The sequence below is a fragment of the Synechococcus sp. CBW1002 genome, assembly GCF_015840915.1.
GTDB lineage: Bacteria > Cyanobacteriota > Cyanobacteriia > PCC-6307 > Cyanobiaceae > CBW1002.
In genome coordinates this window covers 668742-691829 of sequence record NZ_CP060398.1, presented here as the reverse complement: position 1 = coordinate 691829, position 23088 = coordinate 668742, and the positions used below count along the sequence as shown (strand labels likewise).

Sequence of the window (23088 nt, the reverse complement as noted above, 5' to 3'; positions counted from 1 at the left end):
CCGGACGAATCCGGGTGCGCAGAAACCAGTCGCGTGCACCTCGGCAGGATTTACGGGTCAGGATCACCGGCGAACCGGACACCTGAATCGACCTGCTGTCTTGGGTAGGGCGCGTGCCCTTCTGGCCGAAGCCAGCTCACAACCTTACAGGACAGGGATACGCATCCCATACCACAGAAATCGCTCTGCTGGCGCCGCTGTCCTGCGGCTGCCGATGTCCCGCTCGCCACAGATCTACTGACGCCGCAGAAACGTCTGCAGCCGGTCGCTGCGGGGCTGGGTGAACAGCTGATCAGGACTCCCCTGCTCCTCGATCAGCCCATCGTTGAAGAACATCACTCGATTCGACACCTCCCGGGCGAAGCGCATCTCGTGGGTCACCACCACCATCGTCATGCCATCGGCGGCGAGCCCCTGCATCACGGCCAGCACCTCGCCCACCAGCTCGGGATCGAGGGCGCTGGTGGGCTCGTCGAACAGCATCAGGGCCGGATTCATGCAGAGGGCCCGGGCGATCGCCACCCGCTGCTTCTGGCCGCCGGAGAGCTGGTCAGGCCAGGCACGGGCCCGTTCCGCCAGCCCCACGGTGGTGAGGTGATGCAGGGCCCGATCGCGGCACTCGGCCAGCGGCACCCCCAGGATGCGACGGGGCGCCAGCATCAGGTTGTCCAGCACGTTCAGGTGCGGGAACAGGTTGAACTGCTGGAACACCATGCCAACCCGGCTGCGCAGTCGCGTCTGCTCATCCCAGCTCAGCCGCGGCGCCGAGAGGTCGTGACCCATCAGCTCCAGCCTGCCCGCCTGAAAACTCTCGAGCCGGTTCAGGCAGCGCAGAAAGGTGCTCTTGCCGCAACCTGAAGGCCCGATCACCGACACCACGTCGCCGGCCTCGAACGTGGCGCTCACCCCCCGCAGCACCGTTCGGGTGCCGTAACTCTTGTGCAGCTGGTGACAGGCCAGCAGAGGCGGATCTGCGGAGCTGGCGATCATGGAGTGCACTCCAGCGCGCGGACAGGGCCGTGACCAGTATTGAACCGAAGCGCCGGATGTGGTGTCGGCTGCGGCAACGGCTGTGGCCTCTGCGGAGTCTGCGGCTGCAGCGCCTGCTGGCCCTGGTGGTGCTCAGCCTGGTCCTGGCGCTGGGCGCTGTCGGGCTCCACCCCGCAGCCGCGGGCCCAGAGGGAGGAGCAGACGCGGCGACCGCCAAGCCGACCTGGACCGTGGGCACCGATCCCACCTACGCCCCGTTCCAGATGAAGGCCGGGGCCCACGATGAGCTGCAGGGCTTCGACATTGATCTGATCCAGGCGATCGGGAAGAACAGCGGCCATCCGATCCGCTTCGTCTCCCTGCCGTTCGACGGCCTGATCCCGGCGCTCCAGGGCGGCAGCGTCGACATGGTGATCAGCGCCATGACGATCACGGCCGAACGGGCCCAGGCGGTGGACTTCTCACGGCCCTACTTCGTCGCCGGCCTGGGGATCCTGGTGCGCGAGGGCAACACCACCATCCACAACCTCAAGGATCTCGAGGGCCGCACGATCGCGGTGCAGATCGGCACCACCGGCGCCAAGGCCATGGCCGAGGTCCCCGGAGCCCGGGTCACGACCTTCGACGCCGCACCCCTGGCGCTGCAGGAACTGATCAACGGCAACGTCGAGGCCTACGTCAACGATCTGCCGGCCACCCTGCATGCCATCCAGGCGGCCGGCCTGCGGGGCCTGCGCGTCGCCGGCACACCCCTCACCAACGAGTTCTACGGGATTGCCTTCCCCCGCAACTCCCCCCTGCGCGACACGGTGGATCACGGCATCGAGCGGATGCTGGCCGACGGCAGCTACGCCCGCCTCTACCAGCGCTGGTTTGGCCAGAGCCCACCGGAGCTGCCGGAGCAGGCGCCGGCCCTGGCGGAGGCCCGCAGGGAGGCGGCCCTCAATCCGGCCCAGCTGCTCCGCAACCTGATGCGCGGCGCCGGCGTCACCCTGTCCCTCACCCTGGTGTCGTTCAGCTTCGGGCTGATCGGTGCCGGCCTGGTGGCCTATGGGCTGATGGGCGGGGGACCGTTGCTGCGCGGGCTGTGCCGCGTCTACGTCGACCTCTTCCGCGGCACCCCGATGCTGGTGCAGCTGTTCATGATCTATTTCGGGCTGCCGGCCCTGCTCAATGGGCTGGGGCTGCCCTTCAACCTGGATCGCTTCGTGGCCGCGGTGATCGCCCTCAGCCTCAACGTGGCGGCCTATCTGTCGGAAACCCTGCGCGCCGGCATCGAATCAATCGATCCCGGCCAGTGGGAAGCGGCCGATGCCCTGGCGATGAACCCGATCGCGCGGATGCGCTTCGTGGTGCTCCCCCAGGCCCTGCGGCGCGTGCTGCCGCCCCTGGCCAATGAATTCATCACCCTGATCAAGGACACCAGCCTGGCGGCGGTGATCGGCTTCGACGAACTGTTCCGCGAGGGGCAGCTGGTGGTGGCCACCACCTACCGGGCATTTGAGGTGTATCTGGCGGTGGCTCTGGTGTATCTGGTGATGACCTCGGTGACCTCCTGGCTGTTCAAGCGGGTGGAGCACCGCCTCAATCCCCAGCGCCATGCCATGGCCACCTGAGGGCCTGGCGTCCGGGGGCTGCGTGCTGCGGCATCAAAAAACCCGGCCTTGCGGATGCAAAGCCGGGTGCAGTGGGCAGGGTCCTGAGCTGATCAGGCGTCCGTCTGTTTGATCAGGCGTCCTTTTTGATGTCCTGCAGGGCGCTGAAGTCGACTTCAACCGAGGGACCCATCGTGGAGGTCACGAACAGGGAGCGCCAGTAGCGGCCCTTGGCTCCACTGGGCTTCTGGCGGTCGATGGTTTCCTGCAGGGCCTTGAGGTTGTCGAGCAGCTTGTCGGCATCGAAGCTGGCCTTGCCGAAGCGCACGTGCACGATGCCGGTGCGGTCGGCGCGGAACTCGAGTTTGCCGGCCTTGAACTCACTGATCGCGCCGGCCAGATCGGTGGTCACGGTGCCGGCCTTGGGGTTCGGCATCAGGCCGCGGGGACCGAGCACACGGCCGAGCTTGGCCACCTTGGGCATCATGTCCGGGGTGGCGATCAGCAGGTCGAAGTCCATCGCCCCACCGGCGATCGCATCCACCAGCTCCTCATCGCCGGCCAGATCGGCACCAGCGGCCTTGGCGGCGGCCACGGCCTCACCGCGGGCGATCACGGCGATGCGGATGCTCTGGCCGGTGCCGTGGGGCAGGGCCACGGTGGTGCGCAGCTGCTGGTCGGTGTACTTGGGATCGATGCCGAGGCGCACGTGGGCTTCGATCGTCTCGTCAAACTTGGCGTTGGCGTTGGCCTTCACCAGATCGATCGCCTCGAGGGGCGCATAGGCGCGCTCTTCGACCGTGGCGGCCAGAGCGGAAAAACGCTTGGAAACTTTGGGCATGGCTGGGGTTGGGGTACGGGCGACCGCCAGGGCCCGGACGCAACGGTGCGCCGGACGGATGGCTGGGTCTCCCCCGAATCAGGGAACAGGAACGGAATCAGTGAGTCTTTGCAAGCGCAGGCGTTGCAAGCGCAGGCGATGCAGGCGCAGGCGCTGCGAGCGACTCAGTCGTTGACGGCGACGCCCATGTTGCGGGCGGTGCCTGCGATGATGCGCATGGCCGACTCCACGCTGGTGCAATTGAGGTCGGGCAGCTTGGTCTTGGCGATCTCTTCGAGCTGAGCTCTGGAGATTGCACCCACGGATCCCTTGGCGGAGGTGGCGGCACCTTTGTCGATGCCGGCCGCCTTGGAGATCAGCACCGAGGCGGGCGGGGTCTTGGTGATGAAGGTGAAGCTGCGGTCTTCAAAGACCGAGATCTCCACCGGGATCACGTACCCGGCTTTTTCCTGGGTGCGGGCGTTGTACTCCTTGCAGAACGCCATGATGTTGACCCCGTGCTGGCCGAGGGCGGGGCCCACCGGCGGTGCGGGGTTGGCTTTGCCGGCCTGGAGGGCCAGCTTGATCACGGCTACAACTTTTTTGGCCATCGGCGGGGCTAGGGATCTGACTCCCTAACGGGAGAGTGGACGGGACTCCCAGAGGGAGCTGTGCGGATGGCCGCTCCAGGGAGCGGCTGGCTGATGGCCATCGCCCGAAGCGATGGCCATCCAAGGGCCGTCCTCCGCAGGGAGACGGCCGCAACAAAGCGATCGGCTAGCTCTGCTTGCTGATCTGGGAGAACTCGAGTTCCACCGGCGTTTCCCGGCCGAAGATCGAGAGCAGGGCCTTGAGCTTGCTGCGCTCGCCCGAGACCTCGATGACCTCGCCCTGGAAATCCTTGAACGGACCGGCGGTGACCAGAATCTGATCGCCCTCGGCCAGATCCACCTTCAGAACAGGTTTCTTCTCGGCGGCACGTTTGAAGATCCGATCCACCTCGGTGCGGCTGAGGGGCCGGGGCTTGATGTGGCCGCGGGCCTTACCGGTGGCGCGACGCTCTTCCTGCCCCACGAAATTGATCACGTTGGGGGTGCTGCGCACCGCCATCATCGTGTCCTCGTCGAGCACCATCCGCACCAGCACATAACCGGGGAACACCTTTTCCTCGATCGACTGGCGGGAGCCGTCCTTCTTGATCTTCACCCCGGGGGTCTGGGGGATCTCGATCTCGAGGATGCGGTTGTCGACCCCGAGGGTGACGGCCCGCTGCTCAAGGGTGGCCTTCACCTTCTTCTCGCAGCTGGAGGCCACCTGCACCGCAAACCAGCGGGCCACCGGTGCCTTCACGGTCTCGGCACCGGGAAGCTCCAGCACCCCATCGGGACCCATGACTCCCGCCACAGCCAGGGCCGCAGGGTCAGCGTCCGGGCCTCCCGGTGTGGTGGCCAGGGTCTCGGAAGCGTCGTCAACGACGCGCTGAGTCTCAGAGGCCTCCTCGGCATCGGGCGCGAGGCTGACGGGTTCGGGCACTTCCAGATCGATCTCGGACACGGGGCTCTCGGGGGGACGGAAACTCAGCGGAACACCTGGGTGGCGGCCCAGCCATAGAGGCGGTCGATGGCGGCGATGGCGGCGGCCGAGAGGCTCACCATCAGGATCACCGCCACCGCCTCGCTGAACAGCTGCTGGCGGCTCGGCCAGACCACCTTGCGCAGCTCGGCCATGGTGGCAGCCACAACGTTGCCTTCGCTCTCGGCCACCTCGCTGGTGGCAGCGGGGGCCTCGGCCACGGCCGCATTGGAGCCGCCGCCTTCGGTCGTGGGCCGGGTCTGGGGAAGGGTTGGATCGGAGTTGGAGTCCACTGGCGCTCGCGCACCGGTGCGTCCGCGCGTACCGGCAAACGATCACCCTACCGGACGGGTTCCAGCAGCTGTTTCAGGCCTGGGCCTGCTGCCCGCGATGCTCAGTCCTCCGCACCCTCCACCAGCCGCAGGAAGCGCAACGGCGCGCCGGGGTCGTCGGCCAGGCTCACCCGCACGCCGCTGGCCCCCTGGAAGCGGTCTTCCAGCAGTTCGGTGGCCAGGGGGTTCTCGATGCGGCGGCGCAGCAGACGCCGCATCGGCCGGGCGCCGTATTCCGGTTCGTAGCCCTGGATGGCGAGGGCTTCGATCGCAGGCTCGTCCACCTGAAGCTCCAGCTGCTGTTCGCGCAGCAGACCGGCCAGCTCCGCCAGCTGCAGCCGCACGATCCGCTGCAGATCGGCCGGCTCCAGCGGACGGAAGCGGATCACCTCATCAATGCGGTTGAGGAACTCCGGCCGGAAGTGACTGGCCAGAGCCTGATCCACGGCGCGCTCCAGAGCGGCTTCGGCGGCAACGGTTTCGGCGACAGCGCTTTCGGGCCCAGCGGCGCTACTGGCCAGGGCAGCACTGGCCATGGCAGCCCGCCGGGCCCGGGCGTGCTCGAGGATCGCCCGGCTGGCCAGGTTGCTGGTCATGATCACCACGGTGTGGCGGAAGTCCACGGTGCGGCCCTGGGAATCGGTGAGGCGGCCGTCGTCGAGCACCTGCAGCAGCAGGTTGAACACCTCCGGGTGGGCCTTCTCCACCTCATCGAGCAGCAGCACCGCATAGGGCCGGCGCCGCACGGCCTCGGTGAGCTGACCACCCTCCTCGTAGCCCACGTAGCCGGGCGGAGCTCCCACCAGCCTGGCCACGGCGTTGCGCTCCATGTATTCGCTCATGTCGAGTCGCACCAGCGCCTCCTCCTCGTCGAACAGGGCCGCCGCCAGGGCCTTGGCCAGTTCCGTCTTGCCCACGCCGGTGGGCCCGAGGAACAGGAACGAACCCACCGGCCGCCGCGCCGACTGCATGCCGGCCCGGGCCCGGCGGATCGCCGCCGCCACCGCCGCCACCGCCTCGGGCTGGCCGATCACCCGCTCCCCCAGCCGCTGCTCGAGCTCCAGCAGCTTCTGGCGTTCACCCGCCAGCAGCCGCTGCACGGGGATGCCGGTCCAGCGGGCCACCACATCGGCGATGTCATCGGCCTCCACCTGTTCCCGCAGCAGCGGCGGGTTGTCGAGCAGCTCCCGCTGCAGTTCCTCCTCCAGCTCCTGACGGCGCTGCTGCACGCCCTGCAGCTGATCCACCTGCAGGCGAGCCGCCTCCTCGTAGTCGCCGTCGCGCTCGGCTTCACCGATGGCATGGCGCAGGTCTTCGTCGTCCTGCAGCAGGGCCCGCAGCTCCGCCAGCCGCTCCCGCTCCTGGCGCCAGCGCTGCTGCAGGGCCTGCAGCCGTTCGGCGGCCTGGCGGCGCTGCTCCTGCAACTGCACCCGCTCCGGCAGGGGCGCGGTCTCGGCCGACAGCAGCGCCAGTTCGACCCGCCGCAGCTCGGCCTCGGCCTGCTCCACCGGCTCGGGCTTGGAGGTCACCTCCATCTTCAGCTGGGCGGAGGCCTCGTCGATCAGGTCGATGGCCGAATCGGGCAGGCAGCGATCGGCGATGTAGCGATCCGCCAGTCGCGCCGCCGCCACCAGGGCCGGGTCGGTGATCGCCACGCCATGGTGCAGCTCATAGCGCTCCTTCAGCCCCCGCAGGATCTCCACGCAGGTTTCGGAGTCGGGCTCCTTGATCACCACCTGCTGGAAGCGCCGATCCAGGGCCGGGTCCTTCTCGATCGTGCGGCGGTAATCCTCCGGGGTGGTGGCGCCGATGCAGCGCAGATCACCGCGGGCCAGGGCCGGCTTGAGGATGCTGCCGGCATCGGCGCTGGAGCGGTCGCTGCTCACCACGGTGTGGAGCTCATCGATGAACAGCACCACGCCGGCACCTCCCCCGCTCCCGGCCGCGGCATCGGCCTCGCGCACCTCCTCGAGCACGCTGCGCAGCCGTTCCTCGAACTGGCCGCGGTACTTGGCCCCGGCGATCAGGGCACCGAGATCCAGGGCCACCAGCCGCAGGCCGCGCAGCGCCTCCGGCACCTCACCGGCTTCGATCCGCTGGGCCAGCAGTTCGGCCACCGCCGTCTTGCCGACGCCGGGTTCACCGATCAGCACCGGATTGTTCTTGCTGCGGCGCGACAGCACCTGAATGAGGCGACGGATCTCCAGATCGCGGCCGATCACGGGATCGAGTTCGCCGTTGCGGGCGGCGGCCGTGAGATCGCGGCCATAGCGGTCAAGGGCCGGGGGTTCCAGCTCCAGCCTGAGGCCGTCATCGTCCGTGGCCGGCTCGCCGGCGGCGGCTGACACCGTTGCCGGCCCCGTGGACAGGCCCGCCGATCCAACGGCGGCGCCGGTGCCTGACGCAGGCGCAGGCCGCCGCCGCCGACTGGGCCCCGGGCTGGAGGAGGAGAGGCTGGAAGCAGAGCTGCGGGACGTAGACCGCCGGGCGCCGGGGAGCGGCCGGCTGGAGTCCTCTGCGTCGACCCAGCTGCCAGCACCGGTGCTGGCAGCTGGGGGCTCAACCTGGGCCCCTGTCGGAGCCCGGCCCGCCTCGACCTGCCACGGATCCTCAGCCACGTTGCGTTCCACTGCCGGGGCACCGGGCCGCAGCTGGCGGCGGAGCAGGTCTTCGCTGAGGCCCTGCTCCGCCAGTAGCTCGGCGCCGAGGCGGGGCTCCTCCAGCAGGGCCAGGAGCAGATGGGGGACGTCCAGCAGCTGCGATCCCCAGGCGGCCCGGCACCGATCGGCTGCCTCCAGCAGATCCTCGAGGGCGTCGCCGATGTAGAGCTCGCCGCCGCGGGACGGGGGCTGCTCGGCGCAGAAGGCCTCGATCCGATCGAGGGCCAGATCCAGATCCAGCGGCAGAGGGTCCACGAACCGGGCCCAGCGGGGATCCTGCAGCAGCGCCTGCAGCAGGTGCTCCACATCCATGGCGCCATGGCGCCAGCGACGGGCCGTGTCCTGGGAGGCAAGCAACAGCTCCCAGGCCTCCTCGCTGAAGCGATCGGGATCGCTGGTGAGGCTCCCGGGAGCCGGCGAGGTGGAGACGGAGGAGACCATGACGCAGGAGGCAGGGCGGCGGGCAATCAGGCGGACGCCGCCGCCGGGGCGGAGCGCTGGATCAGCTCCACCTTGTAGCCATCGGGATCCTCCAGGAAAGCGATCACGGTGCTGCCGTGCTTCATCGGCCCCGGCTCCCGCACCACCCGGCCCCCTTTGGCACCGATGGCGGCACAGGTGGCCTGGATGTCGTCCACACCGATGGCGATGTGGCCGTAGCCGCTGCCCACCGTGTACGTGTCCGTGTCCCAGTTATGGGTGAGTTCCAGCACCGTGGTGTCACTCTCGTCGCCATAGCCCACGAAGGCCAGGGTGAAGCGACCGGAGGGGTAGTCCTTGCGGCGCAGTAACCGCATCCCCAGCACCTCCGTATAAAAGGTGAGCGAGCGTTCCAGATCTCCGACCCGGAGCATGGTGTGCAGCAATCGCATCGGCGAGCTCCTGCGGCGCCCTGCGCCGGTTCGGTCTGCCGCCATTCTGGCCGCAGGCTCTGGAAGCGCGGCGAGACGGCGTTGTGAGACTCGATGGTGAGGGGCAAGTCCGGCCGCTTCGCGGTACGCATGGGCACACCAGTGGGGGCGGGGGGCACCCATAGGATTCCCGCAATCCAGAGCGGCCTACGTGATCGATTCCCTCGACCTCGTCATCGATTCCATCGTTGCCCGCGAGGTGCTCGACTCCCGCGGCACCCCCACCGTGGAAGCCGAGGTCTACCTCGAGGGTGGCGCCAACGCCCGGGCGATCGTGCCCAGCGGCGCCAGTACCGGTGCCCATGAGGCCCATGAACTGCGCGACGGCGGCAAGGCCTACTTCGGCAAAGGCGTGACCCAGGCCGTGACCAACATCGAAGAGCGGATCGCGCCGGCCCTCTGCGGCCTCAGCGCCCTCGACCAGGTGGCGGTGGACAACGCCATGGCGGAACTGGACGGCAGTGACAACAAATCCGTGCTGGGCGCCAATGCCATCCTGGCCGTGAGTCTGGCGGTGGCCCAGGCCGCCGCCAAGGGGCTCAATCTGCCCCTCTACCGCTACCTGGGCGGTCCGATGGCGAATCTGCTGCCGGTGCCCCTGATGAACGTGATCAACGGCGGCGCCCACGCCACCAACAACCTTGATTTTCAGGAGTTCATGCTGGTGCCCCACGGCGCCAACAGCTTCCGCGAAGCCCTGCGCATGGGGGCCGAGGTGTTCCACACCCTCAAGGGTCTGCTGCACGACCAGGGCCTCTCCACCGCCGTGGGCGACGAGGGCGGTTTCGCGCCGGATCTGGCCAGCAACGATGCCGCCGGCGAGCTGCTGGTCAAGGCGATCGAGAAGGCCGGCTACCGCGCTGGTGATCAGATCTCCCTGGCCCTCGACGTGGCCAGCACCGAGTTCTTCAAGGACGGTCGCTATGCCTTCGGCGGCAGCCACTACACCAGCGCCGAGATGGTGGATCAGCTGGCGGCCCTGGTGAGCCGTTTCCCGATCGTGTCGATCGAAGATGGCCTGGCGGAAGACGACTGGGATGGCTGGGATCTGCTCACCCAGAAGCTGGGCGGCACGGTGCAGCTGGTGGGCGACGATCTGTTCGTGACCAACACCGAGCGGCTTCAGCAGGGCATCGACCGGGGCGTGGCCAACTCGATCCTGATCAAGGTGAACCAGATCGGTTCCCTCACCGAGACCCTGCAGGCGATCGACCTGGCCGGCCGGGCCGGCTACACCAGCGTGATCAGCCACCGCAGCGGCGAAACCGAAGACGTGACCATCGCCGACCTGGCGGTGGCCACCCGGGCCGGCCAGATCAAGACCGGCTCCCTGAGCCGCTCCGAGCGGGTGGCCAAGTACAACCAGCTGCTGCGCATCGAAGACGAACTGGGGAACCAGGCCGTCTTCGCCGGCGCCGTGGACCGCGGCCCCCGCGGCAAGGGCTGATCAGCCCTTGCCGCCACCCTGCAGCTGATCGATCCGGCCATCCCGCTGCAGCCGCGACTGCAGCTTCAGCCATCCCGTTGCCACCGGCAGACCGAGAACCAGGGGAATCGCCACCAGGGCAGGCCTGGCGCTGGCTGCCAGCAGAGCGGCTGCAACGGCCAGGCCGCCCAGCAGGAAGGACTGACCGGCACTCTGCTGCGCCAGGGCCAGGCGCCGCAGCAGCCGGTCGGTTTCACCGGCACGGATCTGCACCTGCAGATCCCCCTGCTCGATGCGGGCCAGGCTCTCATCGAGGCGACGGGGGATGCCCAGGGCGCGGCTGCCGACTTCGGCCGCCTGGCGACCCAGCTCGTTGATCAGATCGTTGGGGCCGGACCCACTGGCAGTCATCAGGGGCAGCAGGTAAGGGCGGGCAATGGAAACCAGGCTAAAGCCGGGATCGAGGCTGCGGCCCACCCCCTCGAAGGTGGAGAGGGCCCGCATCACGAAGATCAGTTCCGGCGGCAGGCGGAATGGCTGGCCATAGACGAGGTCATAGAGATCTCCGGACAGCTTCTGCAGCACGTTGGAGCTGAACGGAGGTGTGAGCGCCTCGGTGAGCATCACCCGCACCAGACGCCGGACCGGTCCGAGATCAACGCCCTCGGCGATCACACCGGCCTGCTGCAATTCCTCCACCAAGGTGGTGGCATCCCGCGCCGCGGCGGCTCGCACCATGCGGCCGAGGCGGCTGCGCAGCCGCTCCGAAATCTGCCCCATCATGCCGAAGTCGTAATAGATGAGGGCACCATCGGTTGCCACGGCCAGGTTGCCGGGGTGGGGATCGGCATGGAAGAAGCCGAAGCGCACCAGCTGTTGCAGATAACTGGCGGCGCCCTTCTCCGCCACGGCGGCGGGCTCGATCCCCGCGGCCACCAGGGCTGGCCGGTCGGTGATCTTGATGCCCGGCACGTAATCCAGGCAGAGCACGCGGCGGCTGCTCAGTTCCCACACCACTGCCGGGATGCGGATGCCCGGATCCTCCAGGAACTGCTGACGAAAGCGGGCGGCATGCTCGGCCTCCAGGCGGAAATCAAGCTCCCGCAGCAGCACGCGGCGGCATTCCTTGGCAATGCCGATCCAGTCGCGCCCCTGGCCCCAGCGGGGGTGGCGCTGCACGGCCGCCGCCACCTGCTGCAGCACCTCCAGATCGAGGCGGAAAAGGCGCTCCAGGCCGGGGCGCTGCACCTTGAACACCACCTGGCGGCCGCTGCGCAGGCTGGCGCGGTGCACCTGGGCCAGGCTGGCCGAGCCGAGAGGCACCTCCTCGAGATCGAGGATCTCGGCGCAACGCTCGCCCAGTTCCTGCTCCAGCAGACCCTCCACCACGGAAAACGGAAAGGCGGGCACCCGGTCCTGCAGATGGGAGAGTTCCTCCACCACATCGGCGGGCAGCACATCAGGACGGGCTGACAACAGCTGGCCGAGCTTGATGAAGGCCGAGCCCAACGAGAGGAATTGTTGGGTGAGCCAGCGGGCCCGGCGGCGCTGCCGTGCCGCCAGTCGCTCCGGCGTGAAGCCACCGGGATAACTCCAGCGACGGCCATCCCACCAGAGGCTGGCCAACAGTTTCAGAGTGAGGCCCCAGATCCGCAGCGGCCGCCAGATCCGAGTGGCGTCATCGAGCCGTGCACGGCGCCACGAACCGATGCCACGGGTTGGCGCACCAGCCGCGACACCGCTGACCGCCTGAGCTGTGACCGCGTGACCCGAGCCCGCGACGCCGCTGACCGTCATGGTGTTCAGTCCTGCACCGCGGGCCGTTCGTCGAGGCGGCGCGCGATGGCGGCCACCTGGGCCCGTAGCGCATCGATCTGGGCCTGGGTCTCCCGGGGGAAGCGAGAGGCACCCGCATCACGGGCGAAAGCCTCGCCGGGCGTGCCATCCCCCTCAAAGGGAGACGACGAAACAGAAGCGCCGGCCGCACCGGCTGAGGTGCCCGCGCTCCTCTCCAACCGTTCAGCTTCCAGTTCCACTTCCTGCCAGAACAGTTGCCATTCCTGCTGCAGCCGTTCGGGGGCCTCCTGGGCGAGCGCGGCCAGTCCTGCCGCGGCATCGGCCAGGCCACTGCCCAGCCGGGCCGTGAAGCGGTTGACGGCCGCCTGGAAGAGGGACTGGGGCGCGCTCATCTCGGGCCTGGTGCTGCCGTCACTGTGACAGCCGGGGGTTGGCACTGTGAAGGCTCACGGCAGCGGAGCGGGGCTGGGTGGCGGCGGCGGGGCCAAGTCGGAGGTCGTCTGGCTCGGCAGGGGGGCCACTGCCTCCGGAGCAGCTTGACGCGCGGAAGTCGAGGCCGAGGGTCCAGCGGGGGGTGTCGCCTGGGCTCCCCCCCCACCACCCTCCTGCGGTCGCTCAGGCTCCGGCAGCGCCAGAGGGTCGGGGGCCTCAGCCTGACGCCTCTCTTCGGCATCGAGAGCGTCCTGCCGCTTGCGCATCTCCTCCTCCTGTTGGCGGGACTGGGCCTCCAGTTCCAGCAGGTCGAGATCACCGCGGATCTGCTGACCCTCCTGGCCGAAGCGCTGCCTCAGGGCCTCCAGGCTGGTACCGGGGAATGGCTTGAGGGAAAAACCCTGGCCGAGGTGAATCAGGCCTGGCAGGTTGAGGGTCAGCAGGCGCTGGGTGAGGCCATATCCCACCCCGAAACAGACGCCAACCAGCAGGGGCCCGAGCCAGGGATTCGGCCGCGGTCTGGAGGTGGGCGGGGCCGCGGCGGCCATCACAGAACCTTGCAACTGTGCCGCCATCCTGCCTGCCGGATCAGGAGAACGGCCCCCGGCTCTCAGGACTGGCCGGGGCAGCCTGACCGGATCCGCTCCTGCACCAGCCGATCCGATTGACGGGCCAGGTCGGCACCGGCCTGCGTATAGAAGGGAAAGCCCAGTTGATTGCGATACAACACCGCGCGGCTGCGTGCCAACTCCGCCTCGGCCCGATGGCGGCACTCCACATAGCCGCCGAAATCGAAGGGCTCCTGTTGCAGGTCCGCCGCGGCCGCCGATTCCGGGTTGGCATTGGCGGCATCGGCGCGGCGATTCAACGCCGGGCAGAGTCGGTCGCGCACGGTGCTGGCCAGGTGGATCTCCGCGGCCATGGCCTGCTCCGCCAGCGCATTGCGGCGATCGAGCAGGGCCCCGCAGCGCTCAGCGTCAGCCGCAGGGCCCGCTTGGGGCGCCAGGGCGAGCACCAGCCAGAGCAGCCACCGAAGCTGCGGGTAGAACCCAGGCACCCCTGGCGCAGAGGGGGGGGCTGGCGATGGAGGAGTCGATCGCGGCATCGAGGCTCTGCTGGGGCGGCGCCTATCAGCAAAGATGTCCGCTCAGGGTACTGATCTGAGTACCTCAGAAAGCCTACTCCGGATGGAGGATCATGGGCTTCGAGATCGGATGTTGATCGTCATCGCGCGTTGATCAGGAGCGCAGGCTTGAGCGGCCGGCCCCCGGTCGGAGGCTGAGGCCGGCCCGCCTCTTGCGGGCGGTCCAACCACAACCCCCTGGGGCCTGGGTTTCTGATCTTCAAGCAGCGACAGTGTCCTGCGGTCTGGGATGGTTGACCCGCACGACTGTTGGCTGAGCCCAATCGCGAGGTGGCCTGGCCCAGCGGCGTGGATGTTGCGCACGCGCCTGCTCATAGGTCTGCTGACGGACTCTGCAGATCGCGTCAGCTTCTCCGTAGTGACGTTGATTGGGCGTCACATACTTGATGCCGCTGTGACGATGCTCAGCGTTGTACCAGTCAACAAAACCATCGACCCAGGCACGCACTGAGAGAAGATCCCGGAAACGACGCACTGGATAGCTCTGGTGATATTTCATGGTTCGGAACCATGACTCAACGTAGGCGTTGTCATTGCTCACCCGCGGCCGCGAGAATGACAGGGAGATGCCGAGCTCGGCCAGCTTGGCGGCCAAGGTGTAGGAGCGCATGGGTGCTCCGTTATCGGCGTGCAGGATCGTGGTCGACCCCGAGCTGATCCCTTCATCACGGCAGACACGATCAAAGAAGTGCTTGGCCAGTTCGCCGCATTCACGATCGTGCACCTCAACGCCAAGGATGCGCCGGCTCCACACATCCATCACCATATAAAGGTAGTAGAACTGACCCTTCGCAGGCCCCGGCAACAGGGTGATATCCCAGGCCAGCACTTGATGGATGCCCGTTGCCTCCAGCACGGGTGGCTCTCTTGGCTCCCGCGGTGGGCGGCTCCTGCCGCGATGATTTAACAGGCCTTCCTGGCGCATGATGCGGTAAATCGTTGACTCCGATCCCACGTAGACTCCCTCCTCGGCAAGGATCGCCACGATCTGACCAGGCGTGAGATCGGCAAAGCGTGGATCGTTGACAGTGGACAACACCTGTTGGCGCTCCTCCTCGCTGAAACGATGCATGACATGCCTGGACGCTCCCTTGCGTTGATCGCAGCTGAATCCCTGGGTCCGAATCATCAAGCCCCATCGCCTCAGCGTGCGTGTCGCCAGGCCGAAAAGATCAGCAATGGCCTTGGCCGAAAGGCCACGACTGATGCCTTCCTGTAGAAGCGCGACGATCGCACCGCGATCGCCAGACGGAATCAAGGATCCTCGTCCGGTTGAAAGATCTGGTTGAACTTTTTTGAGAGCATCAACAACGTCGCCGCTTCTGTCAGTGCTTTTTCTTTCTTCTGCAATTCACGCTCCAGCTGGCGATTCCGCCGGACCAGTTCCTGATTCTTGCGTTGCAGTTCCCGCTGATCAGCCATGCTCGGCGCGCTGGGGCCATTGGCATCCTCGGCGGCCTGGCGCCAACGGGCAACCTGCTTGGGGTACAGCCCCCGCTCCCTGCAGAACGACCCGAGCTCGCTTCCGTTCAGTCCTGCGGCCTGGATCACGGCTGCCAGCTTGTCGGCAGCGCTCCACTGCTCCGGCGGCCGGTTCGTGGCAGGCACCAGCTGGCCCTGCTTCTGCCACTGGCTCCGCCAGTTGTAGATGGTCTGCGCCGTGATCCCGGTGTCGCGGGCGATCTCAGCCACGCTCTCAAGGTTCGGAGGGCTCATCCGCAGGCGGACGGCTTGCCGCAGAGCGGCGTCATAGGGCGGTTGCATAGTCGTCGGTTGGGCCCCCAGGTGGACGGGTCAAACCGAGCGGACTTCTTTGCTGACACTGGGGGGGGAAGAAATCCGTGGCAACTCAGCGGGTTCATGCCAAACCATCGGCCCTGCAGAATCTTCGGAAACCAGGACAGCCAGGCCTTGAAAAGCATTGTCGCAGAAGGAGAGGTCAGAAAATCCAACTACAGGCCCGAGATTGATGGTCTAAGGGCCCTGGCGGTGATCGCCGTTATCGTGAATCACATCAACAAGAACGCCATGCCCAGTGGCTATCTCGGCGTGGACATCTTTTTCGTGATGTCTGGCTTTGTCATCACCTCGTCTCTGGCCAATCACCGCAGTGAGTCGCTCCAGGACTTCTTCCTCGGCTTCTATGCCAGGCGCCTCAAAAGGCTGATCCCAGCCTTGGCTCTCTTCACGGTCATTACCAGTCTGTTGATCTGCTTTTTCAACCCCGAACCGTACAACGAACTTGGGCTTGCATGGAAAGGGATGTTTGGCATCTCCAATCTCAGCCTTTACGGATCGGCAACTGACTATTTTGCCTCTTCAACCGAGCTGAATCCATTTACCCACACCTGGTCTCTGGGGGTCGAGGAGCAGTTTTATCTTGTTTATCCATTTTTGATTTGGTTCTCAGGATTCGGCCGCGCCACGGTCAGGGGTGAATCCAATCTGCTCTGGGTGACTGGGCTTCTCTCCGTCGCATCACTGATCGGATTCCTTTATCTCTATCAAGTGAATCAGCCAGCAGCTTATTTTCTGATGCCGCCTCGGTTCTGGGAAATCGGGGCGGGGAGCTTGCTGTTTCTGGGCCTGAGGCATCCCAGTCAACTGCTGCGGTGGACAGAATCCCTGCCACCCCTGGCCGTTGCCGCCTGCCTGGTGGCGATCCTATGGCTGCCTTTGGAGCTGGCTGTCATCGGCACGCTTGCCGTCGTTATCGCCACGGCAGTGCTGATTGCATGCCTGAGAAAGGGGACGTTGATGTACGCTGTCTTGACTAATGACAAGATAACGTACATCGGTCTGATTTCATACTCTCTCTATCTTTGGCATTGGGGAATTCTCTCGATCAGCCGATGGACGATTGGGATTCGCTGGTGGTCGATCCCCGTCCAAGTGGCGCTGATGCTTGCCTTGGGAATTCTCTCCTATCGATATGTCGAGACACCTTTGCGTCGAGCGGAGTGGTCCGCAATGCGATGGAAAACGATCGGCTTTGCGATCAGCGCATCCGCAGGTACGGCTGGCTTGGTGATCGGCCTGCAGAGGCTGCCGATTTCTCTTTATACCGGAGAGCAGCTTGAACTTGCCGCCAGGGGAGTGGAATCCCTTCTGCAGAAGTTTACCCTTTCAGGAACAGGTCGTGCGTGGCAAGGGCGGCCATGCGTGCTGACTGAAAACTCAGAGGCTGGCAAGATCATCACCTCTGCCGGATGCACATTGGGCGACCCAGGCAAGGCAAAGCGTCGGGTGCTGGTGCTGGGTAATTCATTCTCTGCAGCATTTGTGCAAGCCTTCAGTAAGCTGGTCAAGAGAGATGGCTACGCCATTACGATCACGTCATCCTGGGGGGCGTCTCCCGTCAAGGGGATGGATAACTTCAGCGCGTATAAAGAAGTAAACACGTATTACTGGGAGCAAGTCGCGCCCTCATTGATGAAAGATCTGCGCAGAGGAGATTTGGTCTTTCTGATCAACGATTTATCAGATCTCACGCCAGCAGCAGATACGGGCAGAGCTCAAAGGCGGCGTCAACAATTTAAGCGAGGATTGGAGGAGCTCTCCCAGGAGCTCTCCTCCAAAGGGGTTCACCTTGCCGTGCTTCACGGCCTTCCGTTTGCCCGCGAGGCGAACTGCAAGCCCGTGAACGCCATCCCTCAGTGGTTCCGACCGCCGGGGAATCACTGCCCGATTCCCAATAAAGAAGTATCTCTGGTGAGGCGATCCAAGTTGGACATGATTTTACGAGAGCAAGAAAGGACTCGGAAGATCACAGTGGTGGATCTTTTCGATATCTTCTGCTCGCGTAAGGAATGCACCTACCTTGGTCGAGATGGCGAGGTTCTTTACCGTGACGAGCATTCCCACCCATCGGTGGAAGCAGCACGGCTGTCAGCCAATGCGATTCGTAAGGCACTCATGGCGCAATGACGCTTGTCGCGAGCTCTGGTGATTGCCAACTACGGGATCGATCAACCTCGCCGATTCCTCCTCCGACTTTCAGGATGGCATTCACGCCGTTGGGTCGCCGGGTCCTCGTTCATGCGGGCATCCGAGCTGGGACTGCTTTGGGCCCGTCCTGAGCTGCCGCCGTGAAAGTCTGAGCAGTCGCCCGATTCCAGCCAGTCATCTGCCCACAAAAAAGCGGACCCAGAGGACCCGCTCGATGACCATGGCCATAGTATTGCAGTTTGTAACGGACCGTGGCTCGGCGCCCACTTCCCTGATGCCCCATCACGCGGAGCGACCCACCAAGGTCTGCCAGGCCTGCGGCAGGCCCTTTCAGTGGCGCAAGAAATGGAAGGACGTCTGGGAGGAGGTTCGCTACTGCTCGGATCGCTGCCGCAGGACCCGCAACGACCGCAGAAACCAAGCCCGGATCTCTGCCTAGGAGTTTGTTGCCAATAGAGCAGCGAGCCCCTGGTCACGACGAATCCCGGTGAGGTGAGCTCTGAGGTCTACCTCTCCCGCTGAGCTGGTTCATTGGGGCGAGGTTGACTCAGCCCTGGCGGCATTGCCAGGGTCTCTACCCCTCATCCCGTCGCTGCTGCCCAGAGCTGCTGCTGTGATCGCCTGTACCGGAACAACTTGAGCAGGTTGTGGGTGGCAGCGATCAGATGCCATTCACCATCGACCTTCTCCAGGCCCCGCAAGAGAAACCGCCGCAGGCCCCGGCCTTCCTTGATCTGGCCGTTCACCGGCTCCACGATCGCTTTGCGCTGGGCGTAGATCCTGGATCCCTTCTTGCTTCTGATCTTGCGGGCCATGCGGGTTCTGGCGTCGGCATCTCTGGGCAGCGGTCCTCGCTGTGGCGGTGGCGGCTTCCCATGCGGCAGACGGCCGGTGGCGATGTAGGCGTCAATGCCAAGGTCCTCACAGTGACCTGCGTTGTCGTCGCTCCAGTAGCCCGCATCCATCGTCATCACGTCCGGCAGTTCACCGGCGCTGGCGGCGATCCGCTCCAGCATGGGCTCCAGGTGCTCCACGTCCGGTGGCTGGTTGCTGACGCCCACCGCCACGATCACCTGGTGGTCACTGTCGACCGCCAGCTGGCAGTTGTAGCCCTGCAGGTAGGTGCCGCCGGACTGCATGAGGTGGCTGTCGGAATCTGTGAAATTCCGTTGGGTCTTGGCCGTCGGTGTGCCGTCAGCCTTTCTCGCCAGACCACGCCTGGGCATCGCGTCAGAGGCGAGTGGCTCCAGATCTGGTGGCTCGAGGCCAGCGCTCTCGGCGGCCTCGATGGCTTTGTCCCCCGCCGCTGCTGCCTTTGCCGCTGCGGCTTCCGCTTTCCTGTTCAGCTCGGCCTGCTCAGGGGCCGATCCATCCGATTCCTCGGCTGCGGTCGCTTTGGCTCTGGCCTTCTCGGCTTCCTCCTGCCGCTGCCGCGCTGCAGCTGCAGCGGTTTCCGCCTCCATCTCCTTGCGGGCCTGACGGATTTTTGCGAGGCGGCCCTGCTTGTGGCGCAGCTCATCGGGAAGTTCACTGCCCAGGTTTCCTTTGCCGTAGCGCCGGTCTTCCTGGGCATCCAGGATCTCGGCCTTGCGGATCAAGGCGTTGATTTCCTTCTGGAGCTCCTTCTCCGCCCTGAGCATCCGCTCGTGGCTCATCGCCTTGTGCTTGGAGGCATTGGCCTGCACCTTGGTGCCATCGAGGGCCACATGGCCCAGGCTCACCATCCCCGCCTTCTGGCACAGGCGCAGGATCTGAATAAACAGGCCCTTGAGGGCATCAAGGTTGCGCCGGCGGAACTCGCTGATTCGGCTGTGGTCCGGCTGCTGGTTGCCGGTCAGCACGCGGAATGCCAGATCCTCGTAGCAGGCCCGCTCGATCTTCCTGGAGGAGACGATGCCCACGCAGTAGGCGTAAAGCAGCAGCATCGTCATCATGCGTGGATCGAATCCCTTCTCTCCGCGGGGGTCCTTGGCCTGAGCGGGTACGAGGATCGCGGAGAGATCCAGCTCATCCACCAGGTCCAGCAGGAAATACACCTGGTGGTCTTCTGAGAGCCACTCACGCGGTGACGGCGGCAGCAGGGTGGCCTGCTGCGGCTGCCAGGGGCGAAAGGTCTTGCGCTTCTGCATGCCCGAGTGTATCGCCCAGATCCATTGCAGTCACTGGGATCTGGGCAGATTGATGGGCGGCTGTGGAGAGACTGGGTGCTGATCTATGCGCGACAGGCTCCTAGGTCGTGTAATCGGCGTTGATGCGCACGTACTGGTCGGAGAGATCGCAGCCCCAGGCGCAGCCCTGGCCGGGACCCTTGCCCACCACCAGGCGGATCAGCACCGTGTCGCCGCCGGGTCCAGGCCCGCCGAGATAACTGCCGGCGGCGCGATCCTTCAGATACTGCGAAGCGGCCGGGCGATCGAAGGCCAGGGGCTGGCCGGCCGCCATCAATTGGTGCTCCCCCAGCCAGAGGGCCACCGCCTCCGGATCGAAAGCCACGCCGGCGCGGCCCGCCGCTGCCACGATCCGGCCCCAGTTGGGGTCGCGGCCGTGCACGGCGCACTTCACCAGCGACGAGCCGCAGATGGTGCGGGCCATGGCGCGGGCGCCGGCCTCATCGGCTGCCCCCTCCACCCGCACCTCGATCAGGCAGGTGGCGCCCTCGCCGTCGCGGGCGATGGCGCGGGCCAGGTGTTGCGACACCGCCGTCAGGCCGGCCTCCAGCGCGTCGAAGTGCTCGGGGCTCAAGGGCTCGCCGGCTGCAAACGCCAGGTAGGTGTCATTGGTGCTGGTGTCGCCGTCCACCGTGATCGCATTGAAGGAGCGATCCACCGCCCGCCGCACCATCGCCTGCCACAGCTCGGCAGGCACACCGGCATCGCAGGTGAGGGTGCCCAGCATCGTGGCCATGTCGGGGTGGATCATCCCCGAGCCCTTGGCCATGCCGCCGAGGCGCACCCGCCGGCCGCCCAGATCCGCCTCCAGGGCCAGTTGTTTGTCGATCAGATCCGTGGTGAGGATCGCCGTGGCGGCAGCGGCGCCGCCCTCGGGGCTGAGCGCGGCCACCAGCGGATCGAGGCCCGCCACCAGGGTGTCCATCGGGATCGGCACGCCGATCACACCGGTGGAGCAGATCAGCACCTCCTCGGCCGCCAGGCCCAGCCGATCGGCCACCGCCTGGGTGGCCCGCAGGCTGTCGATCAGGCCGCGATCGCCGGTGCAGGCATTGGCCTGGCCGGAGTTGGTGAGCACCGCCCGGGCCCGGCCGCCGCTGGCCGCCAGCCGCTCGGCGCAGAGGTCAACGCAGGCGGCGCGCACCAGCGAGGTGGTGAAGGTGCCGGCGCAGATGGCCCCCTCCGGGGCCAGCACCAGGCAAAGATCCGGGTTGCCCGAGGGCTTCAGGCCGGCCGTGACCGCCGCGGCCAGGAACCCGGCCGGCGCCGTGACGCCGCCGGTGATCGGATGCCAGAGGGCGGAGAGGGAACCGGCGGACATGGAACGGCGGCGGCGGAAACGGCAGGCGGCCAACCACGCGGCTTGGAAACGCCTGGGCCAATCCTGCCCTGACGGACGCTGGCAACCCCCCTAGCCTGCGTTCAAGGCCGCAGCACGACGCCGATGGCGATCTGGGAGAAGGTGCGCAGCGAGTTCATCGACGTCATCGAATGGCCCGAGCAGGGGGAGTCTGAGGGCCCCGATGCCGATGCCGGAGCCACCCTGGTGTGGCGGTTTCCGCGCCAGGGCAACGCCATCAAGATGGGCGCCCAGCTCACGGTGCGCCCAGGCCAGTGGGCCGTGTTCGTGAACGAGGGGCGCATCGCCGATGGTTTCGGGCCGGGCCGCTATGTGCTGGAGACCCGCAACCTTCCCTTCCTTACCAGCCTGCTCTCCCTGCCCTACGGGTTCGAGAGCCCGTTCAAGGCGGAGGTGGTGTTCGTCGCCACCCGCCAGTTCACCAACCTCAAATGGGGCACCCGCCACCCGGTGCTGGTGCGCGACCGGGAGCTGGGGCCGGTGCGGCTGCGGGGATTCGGCACCTACGCCCTGCAGGTGCGGGATCCGGCCCAGCTGATGCGCGAAGTGACCGGCAGCCAACCGCACTTCAACATCGAGGGGATCAGCGAGCAGCTGCGCAACCTGATCGTGACCCGCCTGGCCGACCTGCTGGGCGAGAGCGAGCACCCCGTGCTGGACCTGGCGGCCAACTACGACGAACTGGCTGGCGAGCTGGGCCAACGACTGGCGCAGGAGGTGGAGGGCTACGGACTGGCCTTCACCAGCCTGCTGATCGAGAACCTGTCGCTGCCGCCGGAAGTGGAGGCGGCCCTCGATCGCCGCAACCAGATCGCCCTCAGCGGCGACCTGCAGGCCTTCACCACCTATCAGGCCGGCATCGCCATGGAAAAGGCGGCGGCCAATCCCGGCGGCGAGGCGGCGGCCGGGGTGGGGATGGGTATCGGCCTGGCGATGGCCCAACGGCTGGCTGGAACGGCGGCAGCCTCGGGGCCGCCGGCAGCAGCTCCAGGAGCAGGCGCATGGCCGGGGGCCGGCACACCTGCCCGCCACTACCACCTGCTGGCAGGCCAGCAGCAGCTCGGGCCCTACACCGCCGAGCAGCTGCTGGTGCTGCGGGACCAGGGCCAGCTCACAGCCGCCAGCCTTTTGTGGCATCCGGGCCTGGAGACCTGGCAACGGGCCGCCGATCTGCCCGAGCTGGCGGTGCTGCTGCAGGCGCCACCACCCCCTCCGCCCATTCCTCCAGCGGTGCCAGAGCCATGAAGTGCGCCTGCTGCGCCGCACCCCTTCCCCCCCAGGCCGTGGTCTGCGCCTACTGCGGCAGCCGCCAGGACGTGGACCTGCAGAGCTGGGTGCAGGCCGAATCGATCGGCCCGATGCAGGATCTCAGCTGCCCGGATTGCCGCCAGTCCCTGGAGGAGCTGCGGCTGGGGGGCGATCCGCCGCTGGTGGTGGGCCGCTGCCACACCTGCCTGGGGCTGTTCCTGGGCCACGGCGTGCTGGAGCAGCTGCTGAGCCAGGCGGTACGACCATCGATCGACATCGACGGCCCCAGGCTGAACAGCCTGGTGGAGCAGGCAGCCGGCAGCAGCCCACCGCTGCGCTACCGCCACTGCCCCGTCTGCGACGACCTGATGAACCGTAGCCTCTACGGCAAGCGCAGTGGCGTGATCGTGGACCGCTGCCGCGACCACGGGCTCTGGCTCGATGCCGGCGAACTGCGGCAGTTGATGGAATGGGCCCATGCAGGCGGACTGCTGCACCACGCCGCCCGCATGGAGGAGGAGCAACGGGACCAGGAGCGGCGCCGGCGGCAGGACGAGGTTGAACGTCGTGCCGGCGAACAGGAGCTGCAGAACCTGGAGTCCGGCGGCCGCCAGACCGACTGGCTGGACGCCGACCTCGCCACCCTGTTGACCCGAGGGTTGCAGCGCCTGTTGGGGGGCTGAGG

Annotated in this window: 21 protein-coding genes; 6 read left to right on the top strand and 15 right to left on the bottom strand. The window is 66.6% G+C overall.

Features of this window, described 5'->3' with window-relative positions:
- Window positions 1-234: 234 nt before the first annotated feature.
- Entirely contained in the window at window positions 235-990 is a 756-nt protein-coding gene (locus H8F24_RS03255; protein ID WP_197170946.1) for an amino acid ABC transporter ATP-binding protein, read from the bottom strand.
- 29 nt (window positions 991-1019) lie between these two features.
- Between H8F24_RS03255 and H8F24_RS19090 the strand changes: the two genes are divergently transcribed.
- Entirely contained in the window at window positions 1020-2606 is a 1587-nt protein-coding gene (locus H8F24_RS19090) for an ABC transporter permease subunit (protein WP_231598067.1), read from the top strand.
- 112 nt (window positions 2607-2718) lie between these two features.
- Here H8F24_RS19090 and rplA read toward each other — a convergent pair whose 3' ends face one another.
- The 6 genes from rplA to gloA all read right to left on the bottom strand — a co-directional run bounded on the left by rplA (window position 2719) and on the right by gloA (window position 8841).
- Window positions 2719-3426 carry a 50S ribosomal protein L1 gene (rplA, locus tag H8F24_RS03240; protein ID WP_197158433.1) on the bottom strand — a complete coding sequence of 236 codons (708 nt, stop codon included), beginning with the start codon at window positions 3424-3426 and terminating at the stop codon, window positions 2719-2721.
- Window positions 3427-3590: 164 nt separating this feature from the next.
- Window positions 3591-4016, bottom strand: coding sequence for a 50S ribosomal protein L11 (gene rplK, locus H8F24_RS03235; protein ID WP_197158435.1), 426 nt, complete (start codon window positions 4014-4016; stop codon window positions 3591-3593).
- A gap of 166 nt (window positions 4017-4182) precedes the next feature.
- On the bottom strand, window positions 4183-4797 hold the full coding sequence (gene nusG / locus H8F24_RS03230; protein WP_231598219.1) for a transcription termination/antitermination protein NusG: 615 nt from the start codon (window positions 4795-4797) through the stop codon (window positions 4183-4185).
- Window positions 4798-4982: 185 nt separating this feature from the next.
- Window positions 4983-5270 carry a preprotein translocase subunit SecE gene (gene secE, locus H8F24_RS03225; RefSeq protein WP_197158437.1) on the bottom strand — a complete coding sequence of 96 codons (288 nt, stop codon included), beginning with the start codon at window positions 5268-5270 and terminating at the stop codon, window positions 4983-4985.
- A 101-nt stretch (window positions 5271-5371) separates the two neighbouring features.
- Window positions 5372-8410: an ATP-dependent Clp protease ATP-binding subunit gene (locus H8F24_RS03220; RefSeq protein ID WP_197170944.1), complete on the bottom strand. Its 3039-nt coding sequence runs from the start codon at window positions 8408-8410 to the stop codon at window positions 5372-5374.
- 26 nt (window positions 8411-8436) lie between these two features.
- Window positions 8437-8841: a lactoylglutathione lyase gene (gloA, locus tag H8F24_RS03215; RefSeq protein ID WP_197158441.1), complete on the bottom strand. Its 405-nt coding sequence runs from the start codon at window positions 8839-8841 to the stop codon at window positions 8437-8439.
- A 190-nt stretch (window positions 8842-9031) separates the two neighbouring features.
- Here gloA and eno point away from each other — a divergent pair, with 190 nt between their 5' ends.
- Entirely contained in the window at window positions 9032-10327 is a 1296-nt protein-coding gene (eno, locus tag H8F24_RS03210; protein WP_197170942.1) for a phosphopyruvate hydratase, read from the top strand.
- Here the strand turns inward: eno and H8F24_RS03205 are convergent, their stop codons facing one another.
- From H8F24_RS03205 to H8F24_RS03180, 6 genes are all read right to left on the bottom strand, one after another.
- Window positions 10328-12103, bottom strand: a complete 1776-nt coding sequence (locus H8F24_RS03205; RefSeq protein WP_197170940.1) for an AarF/ABC1/UbiB kinase family protein — start codon at window positions 12101-12103, stop codon at window positions 10328-10330.
- A 5-nt stretch (window positions 12104-12108) separates the two neighbouring features.
- Window positions 12109-12495, bottom strand: coding sequence for a hypothetical protein (locus tag H8F24_RS03200; protein WP_197170938.1), 387 nt, complete (start codon window positions 12493-12495; stop codon window positions 12109-12111).
- Window positions 12496-12549: 54 nt separating this feature from the next.
- A complete protein-coding gene (locus H8F24_RS03195) occupies window positions 12550-13083 on the bottom strand; it encodes a hypothetical protein (protein WP_197170936.1) in 534 nt (177 codons plus the stop codon).
- A gap of 62 nt (window positions 13084-13145) precedes the next feature.
- Entirely contained in the window at window positions 13146-13592 is a 447-nt protein-coding gene (locus H8F24_RS03190; protein ID WP_197170934.1) for a hypothetical protein, read from the bottom strand.
- A 286-nt stretch (window positions 13593-13878) separates the two neighbouring features.
- Window positions 13879-14937 carry an IS3 family transposase gene (locus H8F24_RS03185; protein ID WP_197169602.1) on the bottom strand — a complete coding sequence of 353 codons (1059 nt, stop codon included), beginning with the start codon at window positions 14935-14937 and terminating at the stop codon, window positions 13879-13881.
- Window positions 14934-15443 carry a transposase gene (locus H8F24_RS03180; RefSeq protein ID WP_197169601.1) on the bottom strand — a complete coding sequence of 170 codons (510 nt, stop codon included), beginning with the start codon at window positions 15441-15443 and terminating at the stop codon, window positions 14934-14936. The genes H8F24_RS03185 and H8F24_RS03180 overlap by 4 nt, the downstream gene beginning before the upstream one ends.
- Window positions 15444-15590: 147 nt before the next feature.
- Here H8F24_RS03180 and H8F24_RS03175 point away from each other — a divergent pair, with 147 nt between their 5' ends.
- The gene (locus tag H8F24_RS03175) at window positions 15591-17606 is read left to right on the top strand and encodes an acyltransferase family protein (protein WP_231598066.1); all 2016 of its coding nucleotides are present in this window, start codon (window positions 15591-15593) and stop codon (window positions 17604-17606) included.
- 235 nt (window positions 17607-17841) lie between these two features.
- Window positions 17842-18066 (top strand): DUF2256 domain-containing protein, encoded by a 225-nt coding sequence (locus H8F24_RS20010; protein ID WP_370594792.1) that lies wholly within the window; start codon window positions 17842-17844, stop codon window positions 18064-18066.
- Window positions 18067-18208: 142 nt separating this feature from the next.
- Here H8F24_RS20010 and H8F24_RS03165 read toward each other — a convergent pair whose 3' ends face one another.
- Window positions 18209-19756, bottom strand: coding sequence for an IS1182 family transposase (locus tag H8F24_RS03165; RefSeq protein WP_197169597.1), 1548 nt, complete (start codon window positions 19754-19756; stop codon window positions 18209-18211).
- Between the two features lie 100 nt (window positions 19757-19856).
- Window positions 19857-21116: a bifunctional glutamate N-acetyltransferase/amino-acid acetyltransferase ArgJ gene (argJ, locus tag H8F24_RS03160; protein ID WP_197170930.1), complete on the bottom strand. Its 1260-nt coding sequence runs from the start codon at window positions 21114-21116 to the stop codon at window positions 19857-19859.
- A 123-nt stretch (window positions 21117-21239) separates the two neighbouring features.
- Between argJ and H8F24_RS03155 the strand changes: the two genes are divergently transcribed.
- Window positions 21240-22400, top strand: coding sequence for an SPFH domain-containing protein (locus H8F24_RS03155; RefSeq protein ID WP_197170928.1), 1161 nt, complete (start codon window positions 21240-21242; stop codon window positions 22398-22400).
- A complete protein-coding gene (locus H8F24_RS03150) occupies window positions 22397-23086 on the top strand; it encodes a zf-TFIIB domain-containing protein (protein WP_197158460.1) in 690 nt (229 codons plus the stop codon). Before H8F24_RS03155 ends, H8F24_RS03150 begins: the two co-directional genes overlap by 4 nt.
- Window positions 23087-23088: the final 2 nt, after the last annotated feature.